Genomic DNA, 24,067 nt, shown 5'->3' with positions numbered 1-24,067 from the left:
CCCGGAACGAAGGAACGCCGAGCCACAGCGAGGTGCCGAACGCCGGGGCCAAGCCTTTTGCTTACTTTTTGGCGTTTGAAAAAGTGAGCCGCCGTAAGGGCGGAACCGCCAGCGGCAGCACTCGAAGAAACGGATATACCCCTAAAACCCCAAGAGCATGGTCGGCCCAACGGCCGCCAAGACACAAAAAAAAAGGGCAACCGAAGTTGCCCAAAATGCCTTGCGTGCTCATCAAACCCGGAAGAATCAAGGCTTCTTGCGCTTATTCGCATCCTTCCAGATAAAAAATCCAAACCCTGCAAAAAACAGAACCATCAGCCCCACAGTCAGGACCCCGGCAAACACCACGTTATCGAAAAACATGACTGGCCTCCTGGCCCCTGCTCTGCTGCGATGGAGCTAAGTTAACCAATCAGGCAGACGCAGGAATTGACCGGGATCAATGCCGGTCACCATGGGGAGGAAAGGAAGGGAAATAACTGACCTGCATCAACGGATGCAGGGGAGATCAACGCTTTTTCGGTTTGTTTTTCGGCTTTTTCTTCGGTTTACCCAAAGGCATGGCCTGCTCGAAAGCCTGGCGAACTTCATTCAGGCGCTTCTCGTTGAGGTCATGAACCCGCTTGGCGCGTTCGGTGTTGAGGTCGATCAGCTTGTCGTCTTGGCTCATGGCGTTCGGTGCATCACTTGGACTGAATCACAACTGCCGGATCACCGACAGGACTGCGCCAATAATGCGGCTTGACGCGGGCGCTGACCAGCCACTGACCTAAACGCTCTACAACAATTCATGTACCGCCCACCGGATTTGCCCGCACAATCGGCGCCTCGCCCTGAACCCGAAGGATCTGCGCCGTGCCCCTGCATCAGGATCTGCCACCGCTGATGGCCTTGCGCGCCTTTGAGGCCGTGGCCCGCCATTTGAGTTTCATCAAGGCTGCCGATGAACTGTCGGTGACCCAAAGCGCGATCAGCCATCAGGTGCACAAACTCGAAGAATTCCTCGATCAACGACTGTTCGTGCGCCGCACCCGGGCGATCGATCTGACACCCGCCGGCGAACATTACTACCGGCAAATCCAACCGGCCCTCGCCGCAATTGCCGCCGCCACCCACGACCTGCGCGGCGAGCGCCCCACCACCCTGCGCATCGGTCTGCTCGCCTCCTTCGCCACCCTGTGGCTGGCGCCGCGTCTGGCGGATTTCAACGCGAAATACCCGAACATCCATGTCGAACTGCTGCCCGCCGTGCAACTGGCCGATGTCGACGCCGGCGAGGTGGATCTGGCGATCCGCTACGGCAAGGGCGGCTGGCCGAAAGTCCAGGCCCGCCGGTTCATGGCTGAAACCCTGACGCCAGTCTGCAGCCCGGCCTTCAAGGCCAAAGGCGTGAACAACGGGCCGTTGCTGATGGCCAAGTCGCACCAGCCGTTCGAATGGATCGACTGGCAGCAACACAGCGGCATCGATCTGGCTCATGTGCCCAGCGTCATGCTGCACGACTACAACATCGTCGTCGAAGCGGCCGTCGCCGGTCAGGGCATTGCCATGGGTCGCCAGCGAATGATCGAACGCCGGATCAAAGAAGGCGCGCTGGTGCCGGCCTTCGACACCCCGTCAATGCTCGGCGAGATCGGTTATTGGCTGGTCACCCCGCAACACCCGCCCACATCGGCGGCACAAAATTTCTGCCAGTGGCTGGAGGAAATCGCGAACGCATGAGTTTTTTGGATGCGTCGGATTAAATCTATCCGTTTGTCGCCCTTCGCTCGCATCAACATGCTGAAGCCCTCACTCAGGAGGACTTCCCATGACCGATTCCCTCAGCCAACGCGTTCAACAACTCGGCTTGCGCCTGCCCGAACCGAGCCAGCCGATCGCCAATTACGTCAACCATGTGGTCAGCCAGAATCAGTTATTCATCTCCGGGCAGATTCCATTACTCGACGGCAAACCTGCGTTCATCGGGCGACTGGGCGAAGCGATCTCCGACGAAGAAGGGGCCAACGCCGCTGAACTGGCTGCCTTGGGCCTGCTCGCCCAGTTGAGCCATGCACTGGGCGATGACCTGTCGAAACTGGTGCGCATCCTGCGCCTCGGGGTTTTCGTGGCTGCCACACCGGACTTCAAGGCTCAAGGCGTCGTCGCCAACGGCGCTTCGAACCTGCTGGTCAACGCCCTCGGCGACAAGGGCCGGCACGTACGTACCGCGGTCGGTGTGTCGAGCCTGCCGGCCGGCGTCGCGGTGGAAATCGACGCGATCTTCGAGCTCAAACCGTGAACATCGACGACCTCTCGCGCCTGCGCGCCGCCACACCCGGCTGCGCTCAGGTGATCCACTTCAACCACGCCGGCGCTTCGTTGCCGAGTCAGGCGACCCTCGACGCGGTGATCGAACAGTTGCAACGCGAAGCACTCGGCGGGCCGATGGAGGCGGCGGACAACCGGGTACAGGAACGCGCGCGAAACGCGGCCGCCGCCCTGCTCAACGCCCAGCCCGAGGACATCGCCTTCGCCAGCAGCGGCTCGGCAGCCTGGAGCCAGGCGTTCAACGCGCTGGGGCCATGGCAGCCCGGCGAACGGATTCTGGTGGGTCGCCATGAATGGGCCGGCAATCTGGCGTGCATGGCCGAAGCGGTGAAGGCCGGCGCGCGGCTCGAAGTGATTCCTTGTGACGCCCACGGTGCGGTCGACCCGCAAGCCCTGGCGCAGATGATCGACGGCCAGGTACGCCTGATCGCCCTGACCTGGCTGCCGGCCAACGGCGGCCTGATCAACCCCGCCGCGCAGATCGGCAGTGTGGCGCGGCGCCACGGCATCCCTTATTTCATCGACGCCGGTCAGGCGCTGGGCCAGTTGCCTTGCGATGTTCAGGCCTTGCAGTGCGACGTGCTCAAGGGTGCGGGTCGCAAGTTCCTGCGCGGGCCACGCGGCACGGCGCTGATGTACATTCGGCCGCAATTCCTGCAACGGCTGCTCCCCGTGCAACGCGATGTATTGTCGGCGCCGTGGGACGGCAAAAGATTCACCCTGCGCGACGACGCGCGCCGCTTTGAAACCAGTGAAGTGTCACTGGCACTGCTGGCCGGGCTGGCTAATGCGCTGGAGGAATACAACCGCCTCGGCGCGATCCCCGTCCGCCAGCGCATCGAACAACTGAGCAGCGGATTGCGCCAACGCCTGAAGGCGATTCCCGGCCTGACGCTGCGGGATCTCGGAACGGCGAATCAACAATCCGGGCTGATCGCATTCACGCTCGAAGGCTGGGACAGCATGGCGCTGAAGCAGACGTTGGCCGAACGACGAATCAACATCGGCGCCAATGGCGTGGCCTACACGCCGCTGGACATGCAGGCGCGCGGGCTGACGAATATTGCGCGGGTGGCGGTGAGCTATTTGAACACGCAGGAAGAGATCGACGTGCTGCTGGAAAACCTGACGGAGCTGGCCGTCCGGCCTCAGATTTCGATGTCGACCCAAAGCCCCTGACGCGGTTGATCTTCCATCAACGGCGCGACCGGCACGGTGTTGTCGGCATTCAGTTCGGTGCCCGGCACGGCGAGGTGCGCTTCGGGGTCGTCGTCGGCTTCGCGGCGACGGCGATCGCGTTCCTGCTGGCGACGCTGCTCTTCGCGCAGCAGATAGCCGTCCTCTTCCGGGTCGCGCTTTTGCAGATCGATGGTGCTTTCGTTGGAGCTTTCCTGCACCGGCACCACAGGGGGAATATCCGGTCGCTGGCGGATCGGATCCTGCTGGGAAGTGATCGGCACGGCGCTCAAGGGGAGCATCGGTGGCAGCATATGAAGGGTCTCCTGTCAGCAGGTTATCGGCGGCGCCAGGGGTGCCTTGAGCCATCGGTCGCAAACTTGTGACCGGTTTGGCACTCAAGGGTGCCGCAACATCCCGTAAAACCGATGCATGACCTAATCTTCCCTGCAATTGGCCGATTGCGGTTAAAAGCCGGGCCGAGGCTCCTTATCCTTTGGCCTCGGGCCCTCATTCCGTTAAGATAGCCCGCTTTTTCAAGGTGGGAGTCAGGCAGCATGGCGCAGCAGTATCAACCGGGGCAACGCTGGATCAGTGACAGCGAAGCAGAGCTTGGTTTAGGCACCGTTCTGGCACAGGACGGCCGCTTGTTGACCGTGCTTTACCCGGCCACTGGCGAGACTCGCCAGTACGCGCTACGGAATGCGCCCCTCACCCGCGTGCGGTTCTCGCCCGGCGATTCGATCACTCACTTCGAAGGCTGGAAGATGACTGTCCAGCAAGTCGACGACGTCGACGGCCTGATGGTCTATCACGGCCTCAACGCGCAGAACGAAGCGGTCACCCTGCCGGAAACCCAGCTGTCGAACTTCATTCAGTTCCGTCTGGCCAGCGACCGTCTGTTCGCCGGCCAGATCGACCCGCTGTCCTGGTTCTCCCTGCGCTATCACACCCTGGAACACACCAGCCGCCAGTTGCAGTCCGCGCTGTGGGGCCTGGGCGGCGTGCGTGCCCAACCGATCGCCCACCAGTTGCACATTGCCCGTGAAGTCGCCGACCGTATCGCACCGCGCGTATTGCTGGCGGACGAAGTGGGTCTGGGCAAGACCATCGAAGCCGGTCTGGTGATCCATCGCCAGCTGCTGTCGGGCCGCGCCAACCGCGTGCTGATCCTGGTTCCGGAAAACCTCCAGCACCAATGGCTGGTGGAAATGCGCCGCCGTTTCAACCTGCAGGTCGCGCTGTTCGACGAAGAACGCTTCATCGAAAGCGATGCCACCAACCCGTTCGAAGACACCCAGCTGGCCCTGGTGGCGCTGGAGTGGCTGGTCGACGATGAAAAGGCGCAGGACGCACTGTTCGCTGCCGGCTGGGACCTGATGGTGGTCGACGAAGCCCACCACCTGGTGTGGCACGAAGAGAAAGTCAGCCCGGAATACTCGCTGGTTGAGCAACTGGCCGAAGTCATTCCCGGCGTATTGCTGCTCACTGCCACCCCGGAACAACTCGGTCAGGACAGCCACTTCGCCCGTCTGCGCCTGCTCGATCCGAACCGTTTCCATGACCTGGCCGCCTTCCGCGCCGAGAGCGAAAACTATCGCCCGGTGGCCGAAGCCGTTCAGGAACTGCTGGACAAGGGTCGCCTGTCGCCGGCCGCGCACAAGACCATCCACGGTTTCCTCGGCAACGAAGGTGAAGCCCTGCTGACCGCCGTCAACGATGGCGACACCGAAGCCAGCGCCCGCCTCGTGCGTGAACTGCTCGACCGCCACGGCACCGGCCGCGTGCTGTTCCGTAACACCCGCGCCGCCGTGCAGGGTTTCCCAGAGCGCAAACTGCACCCGTACCCGCTGCCATGCCCCGACGAATACCTCGAACTGCCGCTGGGCGAACACGCCGAGCTGTACCCGGAAGTCAGCTTCCAGGCCCAGCCGGACGCCAGCGAAGAAGAACGCTGGTGGAAATTCGACCCGCGCGTCGAGTGGCTGATCGACCAGCTGAAAATGCTCAAGCGCACCAAAGTGCTGGTGATCTGCGCCCACGCCGAAACCGCGATGGACCTGGAAGACGCCCTGCGCGTGCGCTCCGGGATCCCGGCCACGGTGTTCCACGAAGGCATGAACATCCTCGAGCGTGACCGCGCCGCCGCCTACTTCGCCGACGAAGAGTTTGGCGCGCAAGTTTTGATCTGCTCGGAAATCGGCAGTGAAGGCCGCAACTTCCAGTTCGCCCACCATCTGGTGCTGTTCGATCTGCCGTCGCACCCGGACCTGCTGGAACAGCGGATCGGTCGTCTGGACCGGATCGGCCAGAAGCACATCATCGAACTGCACGTGCCGTACCTGGAAACCAGCCCGCAAGAGCGTCTGTTCCAGTGGTACCACGAAGCCCTGAACGCGTTCCTCAACACCTGCCCGACCGGCAACGCCTTGCAGCATCAGTTCGGCCCGCGCCTGCTGCCGCTGCTCGAAGAAGCCGACGACGGCGAGTGGCAAGCGCTGATCGACGAGGCGCGCACCGAGCGCGAGCGTCTGGAAGCCGAGCTGCACACCGGTCGCGACCGTCTGCTGGAACTCAACTCCGGCGGCGCCGGCGAAGGTGAAGCGCTGGTCGAGGACATCCTCGAGCAGGACGATCAGTTCGCCCTGCCGATCTACATGGAAACCCTGTTCGACGCGTTCGGCATCGACAGCGAAGACCATTCGGAAAATGCCCTGATCCTCAAGCCGAGCGAGAAGATGCTCGACGCCAGTTTCCCGCTGGGCGACGACGAAGGCGTGACCATCACCTACGACCGCAACCAGGCGCTGTCGCGCGAAGACATGCAGTTCATCACCTGGGAACACCCGATGGTGCAGGGCGGCATGGATCTGGTGCTGTCCGGTTCGATGGGCAATACCGCCGTCGCGCTGATCAAGAACAAGGCGCTCAAGCCTGGCACCGTGTTGCTGGAATTGCTCTATGTCAGCGAAGTGGTTGCCCCGCGTTCGCTGCAACTGGGCCGTTACCTGCCGCCGGCCGCCCTGCGCTGCCTGCTCGACGCCAACGGCAACGACCTGTCGTCGCGCGTGGCGTTCGAAACCCTCAACGATCAACTGGAAAGCGTGCCGCGCGCCAGCGCCAACAAGTTCATCCAGGCCCAGCGCGATCAGCTGACGCCACGGATCAACGCCGGTGAAGACAAGGTCACCCCGCGCCACGCCGAGCGCGTGGCCGAGGCCCGCCGCCGTCTGGCAGCCGACACCGACGAAGAACTGGCACGCCTGACCGCATTGCAGGCGGTCAACCCGACCGTACGCGACAGCGAACTGGACGCCCTGCGCAAGCAGCGTGAACAAGGTCTGGCGATGCTCGACAAGGCCGCGCTGCGACTGGAAGCGATCCGGGTGCTGGTGGCGGGCTAAACCGCCCTGCTCCATCGCCAAAAACGAAAAGGCCCGCAGTGATGCGGGCCTTTTTGTTTGCCTGTCCGATCAAGCGGTAACGGCCTGACTCTGCGGCTCAACCACCCCCACCAGCCCTTCCTTCATCCGCTTCGCATCCCGCACAAAACAGCGCGAGGCGAGGAACAGGAAGACCATGGTCAGGAACAGCGCCACCGGAATCAGGTACATCGCATCATGCAGCCCGACGGCCTTGAACGCCTCGGTCATCTGCTCGGCGCCCGCCGAGACCATCGCCGATTTGGCGAAGTGATCCGACAAACCGCCGACCACCACCGGCCCCAGACCGCCACCGAGCAAATACAACCCGGCAAAGAACAGCGCCATCGCCGTGGCCCGCAGGCGTGGCTCGACCACGTCCTGAATCGCCGTGTACACGCAGGTGTAGAAGTTATATGCGAACAGCCAGCCAACGCTGAACACTGCGACAAACACCCCGATCTCGATGCGCCCGGCATGCAGCGCCCACGCCGTGCACAGGGTCGAGATGATCAGGCTGAACGCGGCAAACAGCAGTCGCCCGTTGGCCACTCGCTGGTGAATCTTGTCGGCGATCCAGCCGCCGAGAGTCAGGCCGATCAAACCGGTCACACCGACGATCACCCCGGTCGCCACCGCCGCTTCCTGCAACGGCATCAGGAAATAACGCTGGAGCATCGGCACCAGGAACGAGTTGCAGGCGTAGGTCGCGAAGTTGAAGCACAGCCCGGCCATCACCAGCCACAGGAAGGTCGGCACGGCGAGAACGCGGCGAATCGGCTTGTCGACTTTCTCTTGGGACACCTGCACGGTTTCAGCCGCACCGCGCTTGGGTTCCTTGATAAAGAACATGAACACCGCCAGCACCAGCCCCGGCACGGCGGCGATGAAGAACGGCGCGCGCCAGCTGTCGAACGCCTTGACCATCCAGCCGATGGTGAAGAAGGCCAGCAGCAGCCCCAGCGGCAGGCCGAGCATGAAAATGCCCATGGCCCGGGCCCGGCGATGGGCCGGGAACAGGTCGCCGATCAGCGAGTTGGCGGCGGGCGCGTAACTGGCTTCACCAATGCCGATGCCCATGCGCACCAGCAGGAAACTCCAGAAACTGCCGACCAGACCGTTGACCGCCGTCAGCGCGCTCCAGGTCGCCAGGCCCCAGCCCATCAGTTTGCTGCGCGAACCGGTGTCGGCCATGCGGCCCAGTGGTAACCCGGCAATCGCGTAGACCAGAGTGAACGCAGTGCCGACGATCCCCAGCTGGAAGTCGCTGAGGTGCCATTCCATGCGGATCGGTTCGATGATGATCGCCGGGATGGTGCGGTCGAAGAAGTTGAACAGGTTGGCAAGGAACAGCAGGAACAGAATGCGCCAGGCATTCGCCGCTTGGGTCGAGTTCTGCATGGGTCCGTCTCTTTATTGTTATTGGGGCTTCACTGCCAACGCATCCGAGCCCGGAACCTGCAATCTAGTCACGCTCGTCGGGGCTGTCTGTGATCATTCGTCAGCCTGATGACGGGCCATGGCCGTGTAACGAAACGTAAGCCCTTGAAATGCTTCGAATCCCCCGAAAACCGGGGGTTTTGCGGAAAAATCCGGCAATGAAAAAATACTTTCTCGCCCCCCTTCCCAACGCCGTGGCAAAGCCTAGAATGGCCGCCGGATCCGTCCGGATCCTGCCGATCAATCCCTTTGATACCCCCGCCCATGTCCGAAGTCAGTCCGTGTCTGAATTGCGGTGCCTGCTGTTCCCATTTTCGTGTTTCTTTTTTCTGGGGTGAATGCGCATCCTCCGGCGGGACCGTGCCCGATGAACTGGTCACCCAGATCACGCCCAGCCGGGTCGCGATGATCGGCACCGACCGCAAGGCGCCGCGTTGTACCGCGCTGGAGGGTGAGGTCGGAAAATCAGTGGCCTGCACGATCTACGACAAGCGTTCCAGCCCCTGCCGCGAGTTCGAGGCGTCGTGGGAAAACGGCGAACAGAACACCGACTGCGACAAGGCGCGGGCCCGTTTCGGCCTGCCGCCGCTGCAACCGCACTGGAACGAAGTCGCCTGAGTTCAGGCGTTTCAACGCTTAGCGCCAAACGCTATGACGCTCATGCCAAAATCATTAGCGCCAATGTGCCACTACCGCTTGCACGCCAAAAACCGCCTCTATACTGCAAACATTCGCCTGCGTTGATGACGCAGTAAGGACGTACTCAGAGACGGGGCATGCTATGGAGTGGCTTGGTTTGCAATTTGTTGCCGAGCAGCCGGAGAGCGGGCAGGTCATCCTCAATTGCACACACAATCCCCTGCTGGTGCTGGTGGCTTACCTGGTCGCCTGCGCCGCGAGTTTCGCCACCCTCGACATGGCCGAGCGGGTCGTCCACGCTGAAGAACCCGGTTCGCAGCGACTGTGGCGCTGGATTGGCGCAACCTGCCTGGCCGGCGGTATCTGGGCCATGCACTTCATCAGCATGCTGGCGTTCCAGGCGCCGATCGACATTCAGTACGACCTGCCCGTGACCCTGTTTTCGCTGGTGATCGCGTTACTGGCGTCCTGGCTGGCGATGCACACCCTCAGCCATCCGCAACCGAGTCTGCTGCAATACCTCAAGACCGCCATCGTCATCGGTCTGGGCATCGCCGGCATGCACTACGTCGGCATGGCCGCCATCGAATCCGCCGCCACGGCTTACTACGAACCCACCCTGTTCGTGTCATCGATCGTGATCGCCATCGGCGCCAGCTTCGCCGCACTGTGGGTGGCCGGTTACTTGCGCGAAGGCAGCGGCCTGCACATCCAGATGCTCAAATACCTGGCCGCGGTGATTCTCGGCGCCGGCATCCTCAGCATGCATTTCACCGGCATGGCAGCGCTGCAACTGGTGCTGCCCGAGGGGCAATTACCGACATTGGCGTCGCAAACCGGTCACTTGCAGTTGGGCCTGACCGTCGCGCTGATCACGCTGCTGATTCTCGGCAGCGCCATCAGCGCCGCATTGGCCGACAAGAAGCTGCAAAACAAGGAACACGATCTGCGTCGGGTCAACGCCCTGCTCAGCCAGCTCGATCAGGCACGCATGTCGCTGCAGCACGTGGCCAACTACGACGCCCTGACCAATCTGATCAACCGGCGCGGCTTCAATCAGATCTTCGCTGAAAAGCTCAGCCAGAAATCCAGCGAAGGCGGGATGCTGGCGGTGATGTTTCTCGACATCGACCACTTCAAACGCATCAACGACAGCCTCGGCCATGACGCCGGTGACGAACTGCTAAAGGTCATCGCCCAGCACATAAAGGGTTCGGTGCGCAGCCATGAAGACGTGGTCGCGCGGTTCGGCGGCGACGAGTTCTGCATCCTGATCGGCCTGCGCGACCGCGAAGAAGCGCGCAACCTGGCCCAGCGCATCATGGTCAAGATGAAGGAGCCGATCGAACTGGCCGGACGGCGCATGGTGATGACCACCAGCATCGGCATCAGCCTGTTCCCCGAGGACGGTTCCACCTGCGATGAACTGCTCAAGCACGCGGATCTGGCGCTGTACCAATCCAAGGGTGCCGGGCGCAACGGCGTGCACTTCTTCGATTCCAACCTGAAGAACCGCGCCAGCCTCGAACTGCAACTGGAGGAAGAGCTGCGCCACGCCCTGCGTCAGGAGAACGGTCTGCTGCTGTATTACCAGCCGATCTTCGAACTCAAGACCGGCAAGGTCACCAAGCTCGAAGCGCTGATCCGCTGGCAGCACCCGGTGCACGGCCTGCTCACCCCGGATCGATTCATCGCCATCGCCGAAAACAACGGGCTGATTGCCGAGCTCGACAACTGGGTCCTGCGCAAGGCCTGTGAAGACCTCGGCGAGCTGTCGCGCCATGGTTGCGATGATCTGAAGATTGCCTGGAACTGCTCACCGCTGAATCTGGCCCGGGAAGAACTGGCCAATGAAATCGAGCATGCCCTGCGCAGCGCCGGGGTCGCCCCGGAGCGGCTGGAACTGGAAGTCACCGAAAACGCCTTGATGGGCAACATCGCCAACACCCTGGTGTTGTTGCGACAAATCCGCGCCCTCGGCGTGTCACTGTCGATCGACGACTTCGGCACCGGCTATTCGTCGCTGGCCTATCTCAAACGCCTGCCGCTCAACACCCTGAAAGTCGACCGCTCGTTCATCCTCGACATTCCCAAGGCCACCGCCGACATGGAGATTGTCCAGGCGATCATCGTCATGGCGCACACCCTGCACTTGCAGGTGGTCACCGAAGGCGTCGAAAGCCTGGAGCAATACGAGTTTCTTGAGCGCTCGGGCTGCGACTTCATTCAGGGTTACCTGCTCAGCCGCCCGGTGCCACTGGCCGAACTGCGCCCGGTGCTGGAGGAAATCAACCAACGCAAACACGCGCACACGCTCAATCCGCTGAGTCTGGCGCGCGGTACATTTGCACCAGTGTCGCTGGATCCTTCTGCAAAAAGCCTTGTGCCCCATGCAGGCGCATCAGTTGTGCGGCCAATCCGCTGATCGGCGTGGCCGAGCCGGTTTCCCGGGAAAACTTCACTGCGGTATCCAGATCTTTCAGCAGCGTGCGCACGTGCCACTTCACCGGCTCGAAACGGCTTTCGGCCATTTGCGGGGCGAGGATCTGCAACGGCCTGGAATCGGCAAAACCACCGGCCAGCGCTTCGGCGATCAGACTGGCATCGACCCCGGCCTGCTCGGCCAGCGCCACTACTTCGGCGATTACCAAGGCATTGCAGGCGACGATCATCTGATTGCAGGCCTTGGTCACCTGACCGGCGCCGACGCCGCCCATGTGCGTGACGCGCTGCCCGAGTTCGAGCAATACCGGTCGCACGCGATCAAGGTCCGCTGCATCACCGCCGACCATGATCGCCAGACTACCGGCTTCGGCCCCGACCACCCCGCCGGACACCGGCGAATCGAGCCAGGCCATGCCTGTCTTGCCGGCCAGCTCGGCCGCCATTTCACGGGTGGCCGTCGGTTCGAGGCTGGAAAAATCCACCAGCAACTGACCGGGTTTCGCCCCTTCGGCCACGCCCGCCGGGCCGAACACCACCTCGCGCACCACCGCCGTGTCCGCCAGGCACAGCATCACCACGTCAGCCTGTTCACAGAGTTCAGCGGGGGTCGCCACCTGCCGGGCGCCGGCCTCGACCAGCGGCGCGCACTTGGCCGGGTTGCGGTTCCACACGGTCAGCGGATAACCGGCGGCCAGCAAGCGGCGGCACATCGGCAGGCCCATCAGGCCGATTCCGGCAAACCCCAACGAAGGTCGCGTTGACATCATTTAGCCTCCTTTTGATTAAAGATCGCCGAATAATGGCCGATTCATCATCGATCAGGAAAGGATTCCCCCGCGCGGCACTCAGGCAAAGTCCCTGACGCACGGGCAAAACACGCGCAGAAAAAAGACGCGAGATTCCCATTCCGTGAGGCTCGACGACAGCGGTCGTTGATCCAACCAGTCCAGGTATATGGCGCACAATGACTTCTAAAAACAATCCGGCCACTGCGGTATCCGATCTGACTCTGAGCCCTGCGGCGAACAGCCCTGCCCCGATGAAGCCATTGCCACCCTCGCGCCCGCTGGGCACCCAGCAATACCTGTACTTCACCGAAACCAACACTGACCGCATCCTCGACAACCTCGATGGCCTGCGTGACCTGGTGTTCCCGCGCCCGCCGCACCTGGAAGGCGACAACGAACAGCACAACGACCAGGAATTCCCGTCGGTGTGCCTGATCGGCCTCGGTCGCTGCGGCTCCAACATCGCCCTCGACGTGGCGGAGCTGGTGTACAACGCGCGCAAGTTCTACCTCAACGAATTCAACAACGAAGATCGCCCCTCCAGCGAGCGTCGTCTGGCCGACAAGGGCTACAGCCCGGCCCAGTGGATCAAGACCAACCTGCGGATCGGCCCGAACAAGGGCAGCAAACCGGTGTTCCTGGTGGAACCGCTGGTGATGCTTGGCGACCTCGACAAGGACATCGCCGGACGCATCCGTTTCTCGCGCAAGGGCGAAAAAAGCGGTTTCCTGCGCGACTACAGCAAGATGAAGATCATGGACTTGTCGGAAGTCCACGCCGGTGGCGCCGGTAACGCGCCGATCCTCGGCCAGTACCTGGCGAAGATCATCCTCAACAAGGACACCCAGCGTTTCTCCAGCCCTGACTGGAAAATGATCCACTCGTACCTGATCGACAGCTGCGGCATCAAGGCCAACCAGTCGCGCCTGTATTTCTCGATCTTCAGTGCCGGCGGCGGTACCGGTTCGGGCATGGCCTCGGAATTCGGCCTGGCCCAGCAGCACTCGTACATGAACAAGACGTTCGACACCAAGCCGATGGACGAACATGACGGCAAGAGCGGTCATTCGTTCGTGTTCGAACCGATCTTCACCAGCGGCATCTGCGTGCTGCCGAACATTTCCGACCACCGCAGCGAAATGTCCGAGGCGCTGCACATCAACGCCGGTCGCCTGCTGTGCAAATACCTGTCGGAAGAATGGGATTTCTCGTACAACTTCGCCAACGAAGACAGCAGCGAAGCCAGCGTCATGGGCCGTATCCGCCCATGGAACGCGATGATGCTGATCTCCAACGACATCATGCGTTACGCCGAAGAGAGCGATGACGGCAACATCCAGAACATTGATGTCAATGCGATGGAGAAACACGCCAACCAATACATCTCGCAGCAGATCTTCAACATTCTGACGGCCCAGGCGGTCACGACCGACTACGACCAGAACTATTTCCGTCGCGCCGGCATCGACATCGGCGAGACCATTCGCCTGGACGCCAACGACCTGTTCATGAGTCTGGCCGGCCCGGTGGCGATTGCCTACGCCGAATCCGTGGTGCCGGAAACTCCGCCGCCGAGCAGCGACAAGTTCAAGGTGTTCGACAAAGAGCCGCAGCGCCTGAACATCGACGACCTGTTCTTCCGTTCGATCGACCTGCCGCACTTCAACAAGGTGACCCAGGCCATCGAAGGCATCAGCCTGCTGCCGATCGAATCCAAGCGTTATCGCGCTTCGCTGGAGCAGTACAAGAACTCCGGCTACGACGCCGCCGCGTTGCACGACCTGCACTTCTTCAAGAACTGCTCGTCGGTGGTCTCGATCGTTTCGCTGCCAAAAGACTACAAGCTGTCGTACATGGACCTGAACCGGTTGAAGACCCACCTCAACAGCCTGTTCCCCAACACCACGCTCAAGCGCTACGCGCTGGTGATCGGCGCCTCGGCCAACCTGTCGCTGACCACCCTGATCGCCAAGAGCCCGTGCCTGTCGGACGACTTCCTGACGCTGATCGTGGCGTTCATCAAACGTTGCTTCGCCAAGACCCCGTACCGTTTCGACGAGACCCTGGACAACTCGATCCTCGACTTCATCATCAACGAAGAATTCGACGAAGACCGCATCGACGACCTGCTCAACGAATTCGAGAACCCGGCGAAGATCCTCGATACCAACTGGTACGCGATCAAACCGATGTACGAGAAGAAGTACCGCGAGCTGATCAACGACAAAGAGAAGTTTGTCTCGATCAACGACATTCGCCTGTCGCGCGATTGCGTGAAGAAGTCGATCAAGTACCTGCGCGAGATCTACCGTCACCGGATCGGCAAGACCAAGGTTATTTCCCTCAATAACCATACTGGCAAGTCTTACTCGGTCTGACATCGGACCGAGGCGCCCCCATCGCGAACAGGCTCGCTCCCACAATGGAATGCATTTCCTTTGGGAGCGGGCTTGCTCGCGAAGAGGCCCTCTAATTCACTGAAGATTTCAGCCTTTCCAACATCCCGAAACAATTAAGCAGCCGTTAGGCTGCTTACTAAACTGTGCCCGTTACGTTTACGTCACCGTTATGCCACCCACGCTTGTGGCATTTCTCTACGGCAATCGGCCATCACGCTACTCCATTACACACTTTTTGCCGGCCGGCACTCGCACCAACAAGGTGCAACCTGTCAGGCCGCTGCCCTTTCCTGGACCAGGATCCACGGCCGGACCACCACCGCCCACATCTCGGGATCGCGCTCGAAAATATCCAGCGCCCGCGTTTCAGACAGCTTGGCGACCTTGTCTTCGGCCAGCCAGGCAGCGACTTTCTCGCCCTGATCCGACGCCACGGCCTCGGCGACCGCGATCAAATCCAGGCTGGCGTCGACCCACAATAGGGCACCCTGGGCGTAGAAGCGCTCCAGCTCTTTCCAGGTAATAGATGCGGTTTCACCAAGCAGCTTGGCATAGAGGGTGCTAGGTTCTTGATTCATGGGACTGTCCGGAAAAGAAATCGGCGCGAATGATAACGTCGGTGGTCCGGCAGAAAAACCCGGTTGCAAAAGGCCGTACCGAACGAAAAGAGCAGGAACGCCAAGGAATGCTGATGATTGGGGTATAAGCCCTCTGAACGTCCCGCCGCAATTCTGTCTTTTTCTTTCATTTAAGCGACACCCTCAGGTTTTGCCCCCTGGCGCCAGCTTCCCAGGCCAACAACCGGCGCTCTACACTGTACCGGTACAGTTGCCGGGGGCTTTTCCGGAGGGTATCGCCTAGATATCTGTCCCGGTTCTGCTGCTACGGCGTCAGGACTCTAAAAAAATACAACAGTAAGAGTGGAGCACTATGACTAAGGCTACTAAGCAGATTTCCAAACTGTTTGCCGCTATGGTTCTGGCCGGGGTTGCCAGCCATTCGTTCGCAGCTGACACCATCAAGATCGGTATCGCCGGCCCTAAAACCGGTCCAGTAGCCCAGTACGGCGACATGCAGTTCAGTGGCGCGAAAATGGCCATCGAACAGATCAACGCCAAAGGCGGCGTCGACGGCAAGAAGCTCGAAGCCGTTGAATACGATGACGCTTGCGATCCGAAACAAGCGGTAGCGGTTGCGAACAAGGTCGTCAACGACGGCGTCAAGTTCGTGGTCGGTCACCTGTGCTCCAGCTCCACCCAGCCTGCTTCGGACATCTACGAAGACGAAGGCGTGATCATGATCACCCCGGCTGCCACCAGCCCGGACATCACCAACCGTGGTTACAAAATGGTCTTCCGCACCATCGGTCTGGACAGCGCCCAGGGCCCTGCCGCCGGTAACTACATCGCCGATCACGTGAAGCCGAAAATCGTCGGCGTGCTGCACGACAAGCAGCAGTACGGTGAAGGCATCGCCACCGCCGTCAAATCCACCCTCGAGAAGAAAGGCACCAAGGTTGCCGTGTTCGAAGGCATCAACGCCGGCGACAAGGACTTCTCCGCGATCATCGCCAAGCTCAAGCAAGCCAACGTCGACTTCGTCTACTACGGCGGCTACCACCCGGAGCTGGGCCTGATCCTGCGTCAAGCCCAGGAAAAAGGCCTGAAAGCCAAGTTCATGGGTCCGGAAGGCGTGGGTAACGACTCGATCACCCAGATCGCCAAGGACGCGTCCGAAGGCCTGCTGGTGACCCTGCCGAAATCCTTCGACCAGGATCCGGCCAACGTGGCCCTGGCCGATGCATTCAAGGCCAAGAAAGAAGACCCGAGCGGTCCGTTCGTGTTCCCGGCCTACTCGGCGGTTGAACTGATTGCCCAAGGTATCACCGCAGCCAAGTCCGAAGACCCTGCCAAGGTGGCTGAAGCCATCCACGCCGGCACCTTCAAGACCCCGACCGGCGACCTGAGCTACGACGCCAAGGGCGACCTGAAGGACTTCAAATTCGTGGTTTACGAGTGGCACAACGGCAAACCTAAAACCGAAGTGTCGCCTCAGTAAGGCGCTGCCTGACTGACTGCCAATAAAGCCCACGGCGTGCCGTGGGCTTTGTTTTACGAATGTATTGGGCCGCGCTGGCGTGATCCGCCAGTCTCCCCACCTGAAAATCTCAAAACCGTCATCAGCGGTTCGCTGGCAAAACCCGGATTCGAAGTGGATAAAGATCCACGGGACCGGGCGGGAAAATGACTCCACCAGTGAAATGCGTATCAGGTTTTTAGGAGCGCTGTAATGCCTGACATCTATCACTTCTTCCAACAGCTGGTTAACGGCTTGAACGTTGGCAGCATGTATGCCCTGATCGCCATCGGCTACACGATGGTCTACGGCATCATTGGAATGATCAACTTCGCCCACGGCGAGGTGTACATGATCGGTTCCTACGTGGCGTTCATCGCCATCGCCGGGCTGACCATGATGGGACTCGAAAGCGTCCCGCTGTTGATGACCGTGGCGTTCATCGCCAGCATCGTCGTCACCAGTTCCTACGGATACAGCATCGAACGCATTGCCTACCGCCCGTTGCGCGGCAGCAACCGTCTGATCCCGCTGATTTCCGCGATCGGTATGTCGATCTTCCTGCAGAACACGGTTCTGCTGGCGCAAGACTCCAAGGACAAAGCAATCCCCAACCTGATTCCGGGCAACTTCGCCTTCGGCCCAGGTGGCGCACATGAAGTGCTGATTTCCTACATGCAAATCGTGGTGTTCGTGGTGACCCTGATCGCCATGCTCGGCCTCACGCTGTTCATCTCCCGCTCTCGCCTGGGCCGCGCTTGCCGCGCCTGCGCCGAAGACATCAAGATGGCCAACCTGCTGGGCATCAACACCAACAACATCATCGCCCTGACCTTCGTCATCGGTGCTGCGCTGGCGGCCGTCGCGGCCGTGCTGCTGAGCATGCAATACGGCGTGATCAACCCGAACGCCGGTTTCCTCGTCGGCCTCAAGGCCTTCACCGCTGCGGTACTGGGCGGGATCGGCAGCATCCCCGGCGCCATGCTCGGCGGGCTGGTGCTCGGGGTGGCGGAAGCCTTTGGCGCCGATATCTTCGGCGACCAGTACAAGGACGTCGTGGCTTTCGGCTTGTTGGTTCTGGTGCTGTTGTTCCGTCCGACCGGCATTCTGGGCCGTCCGGAGGTTGAGAAAGTATGACTAGGAATCTTAAACAGGCGCTGTTCAGTGCCTTGCTGGTCTGGGCCGTGGCCTATCCGGTACTGGGTCTGAAACTGACCATCGTCGGTGTCAACCTGGAAGTGCACAACACCAGCCCGGCCATTCTGGCGACCATCGCCATCTGCTCGGTGCTGATGTTCCTGCGGGTGCTGTTCAACCAGCAGATCAGCAAGGCGTGGCGTTCGTCGCCAGGCATGCCGCTGATTCCGGCCAAGGCCAGCAACTTCCTGACCCTGCCGACCACCCAACGCTACTTCATCATCGCGCTGATCATCGGTGCGCTGGTGTGGCCGTTCTTCGGCTCCCGTGGCGCGGTGGACATCGCGACGCTGATCCTGATCTACGTGATGCTCGGCCTGGGCCTGAACATCGTGGTCGGTCTGGCCGGTCTGCTCGACCTGGGTTACGTCGGCTTCTACGCCGTCGGTGCCTACAGCTACGCGCTGCTGTCGCACTACTATGGCCTGAGCTTCTGGATCTGCCTGCCGATTGCCGGCCTGATGGCGGCGACGTTCGGCTTCCTGCTCGGCTTCCCGGTGTTGCGTCTGCGCGGCGACTACCTGGCGATCGTGACCCTGGGCTTCGGGGAAATCATCCGCCTGTTCCTGCGTAACCTGACTGACATCACCGGCGGCCCGAACGGCATCAGCAACATCGAGAAACCGACGTTCTTCGGCCTGACCTTCGAACGTAAAGCCGCAGAAGGGATGCAAACCTTCCACGAATATTTCGGCCTGCAATACAACTCGATCAACAAGGTGATCTTCCTCTACCTGGTTGCTCTGTTGCTGGCGCTGGCGGCGCTGTTCGTGATCAACCGCCTGCTGCGCATGCCGATCGGCCGTGCGTGGGAAGCGCTGCGTGAAGACGAAATCGCCTGCCGTGCGCTGGGCCTCAACCCGACCGTGATCAAGCTCTCGGCGTTCACCCTCGGCGCGGCATTTGCCGGTTTCGCCGGCAGCTTCTTCGCCGCCCGTCAGGGTCTGGTGACGCCGGAGTCGTTCACCTTCATCGAGTCGGCGATCATCCTCGCCATCGTGGTGCTGGGTGGCATGGGCTCGCAGCTGGGCGTGATTCTCGCGGCCGTGGTGATGATCCTGCTGCCGGAAATGATGCGTGAGTTCAGTGAGTACCGCATGTTGATGTTCGGCGCCCTGATGGTGCTGATGATGATCTGGCGACCTCAAGGTCTGCTGCCCATGCAACGTCCTCACATGGAGCTGCGCAAATGAGCCGCGAGATCCTGAAAGTCGAAAATCTGAGCATGCGCTTCGGCGGCCTGCTGGCGGTCAACGGCGTGGCCCTGACCGTGAAGGAAAAACAGGTGGTGGCACTGATCGGGCCGAACGGCGCGGGCAAGACCACCGTGTTCAACTGCCTGACCGGTTTCTACCAGCCATCGGGCGGCAGCATCCTGCTGGACGGCGAGCCGATTCACGGCCTGCCGGGCCACAAGATTGCCCTCAAAGGCGTGGTGCGCACCTTCCAGAACGTGCGGTTGTTCAAGGACATGACGGCGGTCGAGAACCTGTTGATCGCCCAGCACCGTCACCTGAACACCAACTTCCTGTCCGGCCTGTTCAAGACCCCGGCGTTTCGCAAGAGCGAGCGCGAGGCCATGGAGTTCGCCGAGTACTGGCTGGAAAAGGTCAACCTGAAAGAGTTCGCCAACCGCCCTGCCGGCACCCTGGCCTACGGCCAGCAGCGTCGTCTGGAAATCGCCCGCTGCATGATGACCCGTCCGCGGATCCTCATGCTCGACGAACCGGCCGCCGGCCTGAACCCGAAGGAAACCGAAGACCTCAAGGCGCTGATCAGCGTGCTGCGTGAAGAGCACAACGTGACCGTGCTGCTGATCGAACACGACATGAAACTGGTCATGAGCATTTCCGACCACATCGTCGTGATCAACCAGGGCACGCCTCTGGCCGACGGCACGCCGGAACAGATCCGCGACAATCCTGAAGTGATCAAAGCCTACCTGGGGGAAGCGTAAATGCTGCAGTTCGAAAACGTTTCCACCTTCTACGGCAAGATCCAGGCCCTGCACAGCGTCAACGTCGAAGTCCGCCAGGGCGAGATCGTGACCCTGATCGGCGCCAACGGTGCCGGCAAGTCCACGCTGCTGATGACGCTCTGCGGTTCGCCGCAGGCCCACAGCGGCAGCATCCGCTACATGGGTGAGGAACTGGTCGGCCAGGACTCGTCGCAGATCATGCGCAAGAGCATCGCCGTGGTACCGGAAGGTCGTCGGGTGTTTGCCCGTCTGACCGTCGAAGAAAACCTGTCCATGGGCGGATTCTTCACCGACAAGGGCGACTATCAGGAACAGATGGACAAGGTTCTCGGACTTTTCCCACGCCTGAAAGAACGCTTCAACCAGCGCGGCGGCACCATGTCCGGCGGCGAACAGCAAATGCTCGCCATCGGCCGTGCGCTGATGAGCAAGCCGAAACTGCTGTTGCTCGACGAACCGTCGCTGGGCCTGGCACCGATCATCATCCAGCAGATCTTCGACATCATCGAACAGCTGCGCAAGGACGGTGTGACGGTGTTCCTGGTCGAGCAGAACGCCAACCAGGCGCTGAAAATCGCTGACCGTGCGTACGTTCTGGAGAACGGCCGGGTGGTGATGCAAGGCACCGGCGAAGCGCTGCTGACCGACCCGAAAGTGCGCGAGGCGTACCTCGGCGGTTGATCGATCGCTTCAAAAAAAACGGCCTTCGGGCCGTTTTTTTGTGCCCGGCAAAAAAACTTTTACCGATCGCTGTAACGCATCGCCGAGTCGTTTCTCTAGTGGGGCAAGCAAGCGCAATCGCTTGTTCAAACCCAAGTTCAAACCGGAGAAACATCATGACTGCTACCACCCGCACCCTGTCCGCCACCGCCCTGGTTCTGGCCCTCGGTTCTGCACTGAGCATCGCTGCCGTCTCCACCGCCCACGCCGCTGACGACAACATGGAAAAATGCTTCGGCGTGGCCATGAAAGGCAAGAACGATTGCGCCGCAGGCGCGGGCACCACCTGTGCCGGCACCGCGAAAATGGATCATCAGGCCAACGCCTGGAAACTGGTTCCGAAAGGTACCTGCGCCACCACCGAAAGCAAAACCTCGCCGACCGGTTTCGGTCAGCTCGAAGCGTTCAAAGCCAAGTCCTGATCCGGGAGCCGCCCGAGTGTCGATCATGATCACATCCTGCGACCATGCCTTGCGCCGCACTCGGGCAGCCCTTACCGGGCTCCCGTCCCGTGCCGGGCTGGGGCTCAAGAGCGAGCACTTCAGCGAAGTGCTCGATTCACGTCCGGACATCGGTTTCTTCGAAGTCCACGCCGAAAACTACATGGTGGCCGGCGGCCCGTTTCATCATTTTCTGGGTTTGATCCGCGAGGCGTATCCGCTGTCGCTGCATGGCGTCGGGCTGTCCATCGGTGCCGAAAACCCGCTGGATGTTCAGCACCTCAAACACCTGGCGGCACTGATCGAGCGCTATCAACCCCACTCCTTTTCCGAACACCTGGCCTGGTCGAGCCACGGCCCGGTGTTCCTCAATGACCTGCTTCCCCTGGCGTACGACACGCCGACGCTGAACCGCGTCTGCGAACACATCGATCAGGTACAGAACACCCTCAAACGTCCGATGCTGCTGGAAAACCCGGCGACCTATCTGGCGTTCGAGCGCTCGACAATCGACGAAGCGGAGTTCATCCGCGAAGTCATCCGGCGCACTGGCTGCGGTCTGTTGCTGGACGTGAACAATGTCTACGTCTCGTGCATCAATCATCAACGCGATCCCCTGACTTATCTCTACGCATTGCCGCTGCACGCGGTGGGCGAGATTCATCTGGCCGGGTTTGCCGAAGATTCCGACAGCCTCGGTGATCGCTTGCTGATCGACGATCACGGCGCGCCAATCGATCAAGCGGTCTGGTCGTTGTACCGGCAAGCGCTGGAACGCGTCGGCCCGGTGGCAACGTTGATCGAACGGGACAATCAGGTGCCGGCCTTCAACGTCTTGTTGGCGGAAGCGCAGCAGGCCGATGAGCTGTTGCTCTGCGCAGGAGGTCGGCCATGAGCACTCAAGCCGCGTTCAGCGCAGCGTTGCTCGATATCGACCTGCCCTGCCCCGACGGTTTGTGCAGTGCCAACGGTGCCGATCCGACCAGCCGTTTCGCGGTGTATCGCAACAATGTTCAGAGCTCGTTGATCAACGCACTGGCCGACAGTTATCCCGTGGTGATGCAGTTGGTGGGGGACGAATTCTTCCGGGCCATGGCCGGAATTTTCGTGCAAAGCCATCCGCCACACAGTCCGTTGATGAGCGACTTCGGCAGTGAACTGGCGGACTTCATCAGTGAGTTCGAACCAGCCGCGAGCGTTCCCTATCTGGCCGATGTCGCGAGCCTGGAACGCTTGCGCACGCAGGCCTATCACGCTGCCGATGCATTGCCTCTGAGTCAGGAGCGGATCACTGCCGTATTCGCAGATGCCGATGCGCTGAATGAACTGCGCATCGGCCTGCACCCTTCGCTGCATCTGCTCGATTCAAGCTTCGCCGTAGTGGACATCTGGGCCGCGCATCAGCACGACGCGACGCTGGCCGGGATCAATCTGCATCACGCCCAACACGCGCTGATCCTGCGCAATGGACTGGAAGTCGAGGTGTTCGCCGTGGATCGCGGCGCCAGCCAGTTCATTCGCCAGCTCAAAGCTGGCCTGTCACTCACGCAGACGCTGGAATCCGCCGAGGCCTTCGACCTCAGCCAGACCCTCGCCCTGCTCATCAGCCGCCACGTCATCACTCATTTCCACCCAAAGGTGTCGTCATGAACAGTCTCGTTGCCCGCGCCATCGCGCTGCTGGAAAAAATCCCTCACAGCCTGATCGCTTTCATCGCGCGATTTTCCATCGCCGCAGTGTTCTGGAAATCCGGGCAGACCAAGGTCGAAGGGCTGGCCGTCGACCTGATCGATGGCACCTTCGAGCTCGGCTGGCCGCGTCTGGCGGACTCGACGATTCCGTTGTTCAAGAGCGAGTACCACGTGCCGCTGCTGTCGCCGGAAATCGCCGCGCATCTGGCGGCGTTTGCCGAGCACTTCTTCCCGGTCTTGATTCTCGTCGGCTTCGCCACACGTTTTTCGGCGCTGGCATTGCTGGGCATGACCCTGACCATTCAGTTGTTCGTGTATCCGGATGCCTACCCGACCCACGGCACCTGGATGGCGGTGTTGCTGTACCTGATGACGACCGGGCCGGGCAAACTGTCGATCGATCACCTGATCGCCAGGCACTACAACCGGTCCAGCGCCTCGCCGCTGAGCTTGAACCAGCCGATCAGATAATCCGCCAGCACCTGAGTGCGTTTCGGTAATCCACCCTGATAAGGATGCACCAGGTACATCGGCATGCGCCGGGTCTGAAAATCGCGCAGGAGCCAGCGCAATCGGCCGTCAGCCAATTCCGCCTGCAACAGGTAGGACGGCAGGCGAGCGATCCCGGCGCCAGCCAGTGCGGCTTTCTTCAACAGGTTGTAGTGATTGCTGGCGAACGGCCCCGACACCCGCACCCGCAGCAGTTCGTGCTGTTGGTGATAGAGCCATTCCTCGCGGCCGCTGTAATGACTGTTGAGCAGGCAACGATGCTCGGCCAATGCCTGCGGTGTCAGCGGTTCGCCAAAGCGCTCCAGATATTCAGGGCTGGCGCAGGTCATTTCCTGCCAGGCCAGCAACGGCCTGGCCACCAGTCGCTCGTCATTGGCCACTTCAGTGCGAATCGCCAGATCGAAGCCGTCGCGGGACAGGTCGCGGTAGCTGTTATTCAGCTCCAGTTCGATCTGCACTTCGGGGTATTTCTGCGAGAAGTCCAGCAGCAGGCCATCGAAGAAAGTTTCCCCCAGCGACACCGGAACCGTCATACGCACCGGGCCGGCCATGTCGTCCTTCAATCGCGCCAATGCCTGACGCGCTCTTTCAACCTGGACTACAAGTGCCTGCGCCTGCGGCAACAACGCTGCACCGGCCGCCGTCAGGCTCAGCCGACGCGTGGTGCGTTGCAGCAACACCACGGAAAACCGCGCCTCCAGCTGACTGATGCGCTTGGACAATTGCCCCTTGCTGCACCCCAATTGCTGCGCCGCCAAGGTAAAACTTCCGGCTTCGATCAACACCGCGAACGCCGCCAGATCATCCATCTCGCTCATGGATTGTTTCCATTTGAA

23 protein-coding genes are annotated in these 24,067 nt (G+C 61.1%); 16 read left to right on the top strand and 7 right to left on the bottom strand.

From position 1 onward, the window contains the following. Positions 1-246: 246 nt before the first annotated feature. On the bottom strand, positions 247-363 hold the full coding sequence (gene ccoM / locus PMI24_RS29660) for a cytochrome c oxidase subunit CcoM (RefSeq protein WP_007959205.1): 117 nt from the start codon (positions 361-363) through the stop codon (positions 247-249). A gap of 145 nt (positions 364-508) precedes the next feature. Continuing rightward, a complete protein-coding gene (locus PMI24_RS29400; RefSeq protein ID WP_007959203.1) occupies positions 509-670 on the bottom strand; it encodes a hypothetical protein in 162 nt (53 codons plus the stop codon). Between the two features lie 185 nt (positions 671-855). Between PMI24_RS29400 and PMI24_RS25500 the strand changes: the two genes are divergently transcribed. The 3 genes from PMI24_RS25500 (at position 856) to PMI24_RS25490 (ending at position 3,489) form a co-directional block, all read left to right on the top strand. Then, positions 856-1,722: a LysR substrate-binding domain-containing protein gene (locus PMI24_RS25500; protein ID WP_007959201.1), complete on the top strand. Its 867-nt coding sequence runs from the start codon at positions 856-858 to the stop codon at positions 1,720-1,722. Positions 1,723-1,810: 88 nt separating this feature from the next. Then, complete coding sequence (locus tag PMI24_RS25495; protein ID WP_007959198.1) at positions 1,811-2,281, top strand: RidA family protein; 471 nt, start codon at positions 1,811-1,813, stop codon at positions 2,279-2,281. After that, positions 2,278-3,489, top strand: coding sequence for an aminotransferase class V-fold PLP-dependent enzyme (locus PMI24_RS25490; protein WP_007959196.1), 1,212 nt, complete (start codon positions 2,278-2,280; stop codon positions 3,487-3,489). The genes PMI24_RS25495 and PMI24_RS25490 overlap by 4 nt, the downstream gene beginning before the upstream one ends. Here PMI24_RS25490 and PMI24_RS25485 read toward each other — a convergent pair. Then, positions 3,459-3,800 carry a hypothetical protein gene (locus tag PMI24_RS25485; protein ID WP_007959194.1) on the bottom strand — a complete coding sequence of 114 codons (342 nt, stop codon included), beginning with the start codon at positions 3,798-3,800 and terminating at the stop codon, positions 3,459-3,461. The two genes, PMI24_RS25490 and PMI24_RS25485, sit on opposite strands and share 31 nt — an antisense overlap. A gap of 243 nt (positions 3,801-4,043) precedes the next feature. Between PMI24_RS25485 and rapA the strand changes: the two genes are divergently transcribed. After that, positions 4,044-6,890: an RNA polymerase-associated protein RapA gene (rapA, locus tag PMI24_RS25480; RefSeq protein ID WP_007959192.1), complete on the top strand. Its 2,847-nt coding sequence runs from the start codon at positions 4,044-4,046 to the stop codon at positions 6,888-6,890. 69 nt (positions 6,891-6,959) lie between these two features. On the opposite strand, the gene PMI24_RS25475 is transcribed toward rapA, so the two are convergent. Then, positions 6,960-8,309, bottom strand: a complete 1,350-nt coding sequence (locus PMI24_RS25475) for a spinster family MFS transporter (protein WP_007959183.1) — start codon at positions 8,307-8,309, stop codon at positions 6,960-6,962. 303 nt (positions 8,310-8,612) lie between these two features. Here PMI24_RS25475 and PMI24_RS25470 point away from each other — a divergent pair, with 303 nt between their 5' ends. Both PMI24_RS25470 and PMI24_RS25465 read left to right on the top strand, forming a co-directional pair. Continuing rightward, positions 8,613-8,966 (top strand): YkgJ family cysteine cluster protein, encoded by a 354-nt coding sequence (locus tag PMI24_RS25470; RefSeq protein WP_007959180.1) that lies wholly within the window; start codon positions 8,613-8,615, stop codon positions 8,964-8,966. A gap of 163 nt (positions 8,967-9,129) precedes the next feature. After that, the gene (locus PMI24_RS25465) at positions 9,130-11,412 is read left to right on the top strand and encodes a putative bifunctional diguanylate cyclase/phosphodiesterase (protein ID WP_007959174.1); all 2,283 of its coding nucleotides are present in this window, start codon (positions 9,130-9,132) and stop codon (positions 11,410-11,412) included. Here PMI24_RS25465 and PMI24_RS25460 read toward each other — a convergent pair. Then, positions 11,303-12,199: an NAD(P)-dependent oxidoreductase gene (locus PMI24_RS25460; protein WP_007959172.1), complete on the bottom strand. Its 897-nt coding sequence runs from the start codon at positions 12,197-12,199 to the stop codon at positions 11,303-11,305. The genes PMI24_RS25465 and PMI24_RS25460 overlap by 110 nt on opposite strands. Before the next feature lie 197 nt (positions 12,200-12,396). On the opposite strand from PMI24_RS25460, the gene PMI24_RS25455 reads away from it, so the two are divergent. After that, entirely contained in the window at positions 12,397-14,598 is a 2,202-nt protein-coding gene (locus PMI24_RS25455) for a hypothetical protein (RefSeq protein ID WP_007959170.1), read from the top strand. Between the two features lie 293 nt (positions 14,599-14,891). Here PMI24_RS25455 and PMI24_RS25450 read toward each other — a convergent pair whose 3' ends face one another. After that, a complete protein-coding gene (locus PMI24_RS25450) occupies positions 14,892-15,197 on the bottom strand; it encodes a DUF2288 domain-containing protein (RefSeq protein ID WP_007959169.1) in 306 nt (101 codons plus the stop codon). Positions 15,198-15,549: 352 nt separating this feature from the next. Here PMI24_RS25450 and PMI24_RS25445 point away from each other — a divergent pair, with 352 nt between their 5' ends. The 9 genes from PMI24_RS25445 to PMI24_RS25405 all read left to right on the top strand — a co-directional run bounded on the left by PMI24_RS25445 (position 15,550) and on the right by PMI24_RS25405 (position 23,192). Continuing rightward, positions 15,550-16,677 carry a branched-chain amino acid ABC transporter substrate-binding protein gene (locus tag PMI24_RS25445; RefSeq protein ID WP_007959167.1) on the top strand — a complete coding sequence of 376 codons (1,128 nt, stop codon included), beginning with the start codon at positions 15,550-15,552 and terminating at the stop codon, positions 16,675-16,677. A gap of 231 nt (positions 16,678-16,908) precedes the next feature. After that, positions 16,909-17,832, top strand: coding sequence for a high-affinity branched-chain amino acid ABC transporter permease LivH (livH, locus tag PMI24_RS25440; protein WP_007959165.1), 924 nt, complete (start codon positions 16,909-16,911; stop codon positions 17,830-17,832). Then, complete coding sequence (locus PMI24_RS25435; RefSeq protein WP_007959162.1) at positions 17,829-19,085, top strand: high-affinity branched-chain amino acid ABC transporter permease LivM; 1,257 nt, start codon at positions 17,829-17,831, stop codon at positions 19,083-19,085. Before livH ends, PMI24_RS25435 begins: the two co-directional genes overlap by 4 nt. Continuing rightward, positions 19,082-19,849 carry a high-affinity branched-chain amino acid ABC transporter ATP-binding protein LivG gene (livG, locus tag PMI24_RS25430; protein WP_007959160.1) on the top strand — a complete coding sequence of 256 codons (768 nt, stop codon included), beginning with the start codon at positions 19,082-19,084 and terminating at the stop codon, positions 19,847-19,849. The genes PMI24_RS25435 and livG overlap by 4 nt, the downstream gene beginning before the upstream one ends. Further along, the gene (locus PMI24_RS25425) at positions 19,850-20,551 is read left to right on the top strand and encodes an ABC transporter ATP-binding protein (RefSeq protein WP_003222380.1); all 702 of its coding nucleotides are present in this window, start codon (positions 19,850-19,852) and stop codon (positions 20,549-20,551) included. Between the two features lie 155 nt (positions 20,552-20,706). Then, positions 20,707-21,012 carry a BufA1 family periplasmic bufferin-type metallophore gene (locus PMI24_RS25420; RefSeq protein ID WP_007959157.1) on the top strand — a complete coding sequence of 102 codons (306 nt, stop codon included), beginning with the start codon at positions 20,707-20,709 and terminating at the stop codon, positions 21,010-21,012. Positions 21,013-21,037: 25 nt separating this feature from the next. Further along, positions 21,038-21,925: an MNIO family bufferin maturase gene (gene bufB / locus PMI24_RS25415; RefSeq protein WP_007959155.1), complete on the top strand. Its 888-nt coding sequence runs from the start codon at positions 21,038-21,040 to the stop codon at positions 21,923-21,925. After that, positions 21,922-22,680 (top strand): HvfC/BufC N-terminal domain-containing protein, encoded by a 759-nt coding sequence (locus PMI24_RS25410; protein ID WP_007959153.1) that lies wholly within the window; start codon positions 21,922-21,924, stop codon positions 22,678-22,680. Before bufB ends, PMI24_RS25410 begins: the two co-directional genes overlap by 4 nt. After that, entirely contained in the window at positions 22,677-23,192 is a 516-nt protein-coding gene (locus tag PMI24_RS25405) for a DoxX family protein (protein ID WP_007959152.1), read from the top strand. The genes PMI24_RS25410 and PMI24_RS25405 overlap by 4 nt, the downstream gene beginning before the upstream one ends. Here the strand turns inward: PMI24_RS25405 and PMI24_RS25400 are convergent. Further along, positions 23,141-24,049, bottom strand: coding sequence for a LysR family transcriptional regulator (locus PMI24_RS25400; protein WP_007959151.1), 909 nt, complete (start codon positions 24,047-24,049; stop codon positions 23,141-23,143). The two genes, PMI24_RS25405 and PMI24_RS25400, sit on opposite strands and share 52 nt — an antisense overlap. Positions 24,050-24,067 lie beyond the last annotated feature (18 nt).

This window comes from Pseudomonas sp. GM25 (genome assembly GCF_000282255.1).
GTDB classification, from domain to species: Bacteria; Pseudomonadota; Gammaproteobacteria; order Pseudomonadales; family Pseudomonadaceae; genus Aquipseudomonas; species Aquipseudomonas aphyarum.
The sequence above is the reverse complement of the archived record's forward strand: the minus strand, read 5'-3'. Positions and strand labels throughout refer to the sequence as shown.

Excerpts from the sequence above, each read along its gene's own strand:
- ccoM (WP_007959205.1), bottom strand. The coding sequence starts at position 363 with ATGTTTTTCGATAACGTGGTGTTTGCCGGGGTCCTGACTGTGGGGCTG.
- PMI24_RS29400 (WP_007959203.1), bottom strand. The coding sequence starts at position 670 with ATGAGCCAAGACGACAAGCTGATCGACCTCAACACCGAACGCGCCAAG.
- PMI24_RS25495 (WP_007959198.1), top strand. The coding sequence starts at position 1,811 with ATGACCGATTCCCTCAGCCAACGCGTTCAACAACTCGGCTTGCGCCTG.
- PMI24_RS25485 (WP_007959194.1), bottom strand. The coding sequence starts at position 3,800 with ATGCTGCCACCGATGCTCCCCTTGAGCGCCGTGCCGATCACTTCCCAG.
- rapA (WP_007959192.1), top strand. The coding sequence starts at position 4,044 with ATGGCGCAGCAGTATCAACCGGGGCAACGCTGGATCAGTGACAGCGAA.
- PMI24_RS25475 (WP_007959183.1), bottom strand. The coding sequence starts at position 8,309 with ATGCAGAACTCGACCCAAGCGGCGAATGCCTGGCGCATTCTGTTCCTG.
- PMI24_RS25470 (WP_007959180.1), top strand. The coding sequence starts at position 8,613 with ATGTCCGAAGTCAGTCCGTGTCTGAATTGCGGTGCCTGCTGTTCCCAT.
- PMI24_RS25465 (WP_007959174.1), top strand. The coding sequence starts at position 9,130 with ATGGAGTGGCTTGGTTTGCAATTTGTTGCCGAGCAGCCGGAGAGCGGG.
- PMI24_RS25460 (WP_007959172.1), bottom strand. The coding sequence starts at position 12,199 with ATGATGTCAACGCGACCTTCGTTGGGGTTTGCCGGAATCGGCCTGATG.
- PMI24_RS25455 (WP_007959170.1), top strand. The coding sequence starts at position 12,397 with ATGACTTCTAAAAACAATCCGGCCACTGCGGTATCCGATCTGACTCTG.
- PMI24_RS25450 (WP_007959169.1), bottom strand. The coding sequence starts at position 15,197 with ATGAATCAAGAACCTAGCACCCTCTATGCCAAGCTGCTTGGTGAAACC.
- PMI24_RS25445 (WP_007959167.1), top strand. The coding sequence starts at position 15,550 with ATGACTAAGGCTACTAAGCAGATTTCCAAACTGTTTGCCGCTATGGTT.
- livH (WP_007959165.1), top strand. The coding sequence starts at position 16,909 with ATGCCTGACATCTATCACTTCTTCCAACAGCTGGTTAACGGCTTGAAC.
- PMI24_RS25435 (WP_007959162.1), top strand. The coding sequence starts at position 17,829 with ATGACTAGGAATCTTAAACAGGCGCTGTTCAGTGCCTTGCTGGTCTGG.
- livG (WP_007959160.1), top strand. The coding sequence starts at position 19,082 with ATGAGCCGCGAGATCCTGAAAGTCGAAAATCTGAGCATGCGCTTCGGC.
- PMI24_RS25425 (WP_003222380.1), top strand. The coding sequence starts at position 19,850 with ATGCTGCAGTTCGAAAACGTTTCCACCTTCTACGGCAAGATCCAGGCC.
- PMI24_RS25420 (WP_007959157.1), top strand. The coding sequence starts at position 20,707 with ATGACTGCTACCACCCGCACCCTGTCCGCCACCGCCCTGGTTCTGGCC.
- bufB (WP_007959155.1), top strand. The coding sequence starts at position 21,038 with ATGATCACATCCTGCGACCATGCCTTGCGCCGCACTCGGGCAGCCCTT.
- PMI24_RS25410 (WP_007959153.1), top strand. The coding sequence starts at position 21,922 with ATGAGCACTCAAGCCGCGTTCAGCGCAGCGTTGCTCGATATCGACCTG.
- PMI24_RS25405 (WP_007959152.1), top strand. The coding sequence starts at position 22,677 with ATGAACAGTCTCGTTGCCCGCGCCATCGCGCTGCTGGAAAAAATCCCT.
- PMI24_RS25400 (WP_007959151.1), bottom strand. The coding sequence starts at position 24,049 with ATGAGCGAGATGGATGATCTGGCGGCGTTCGCGGTGTTGATCGAAGCC.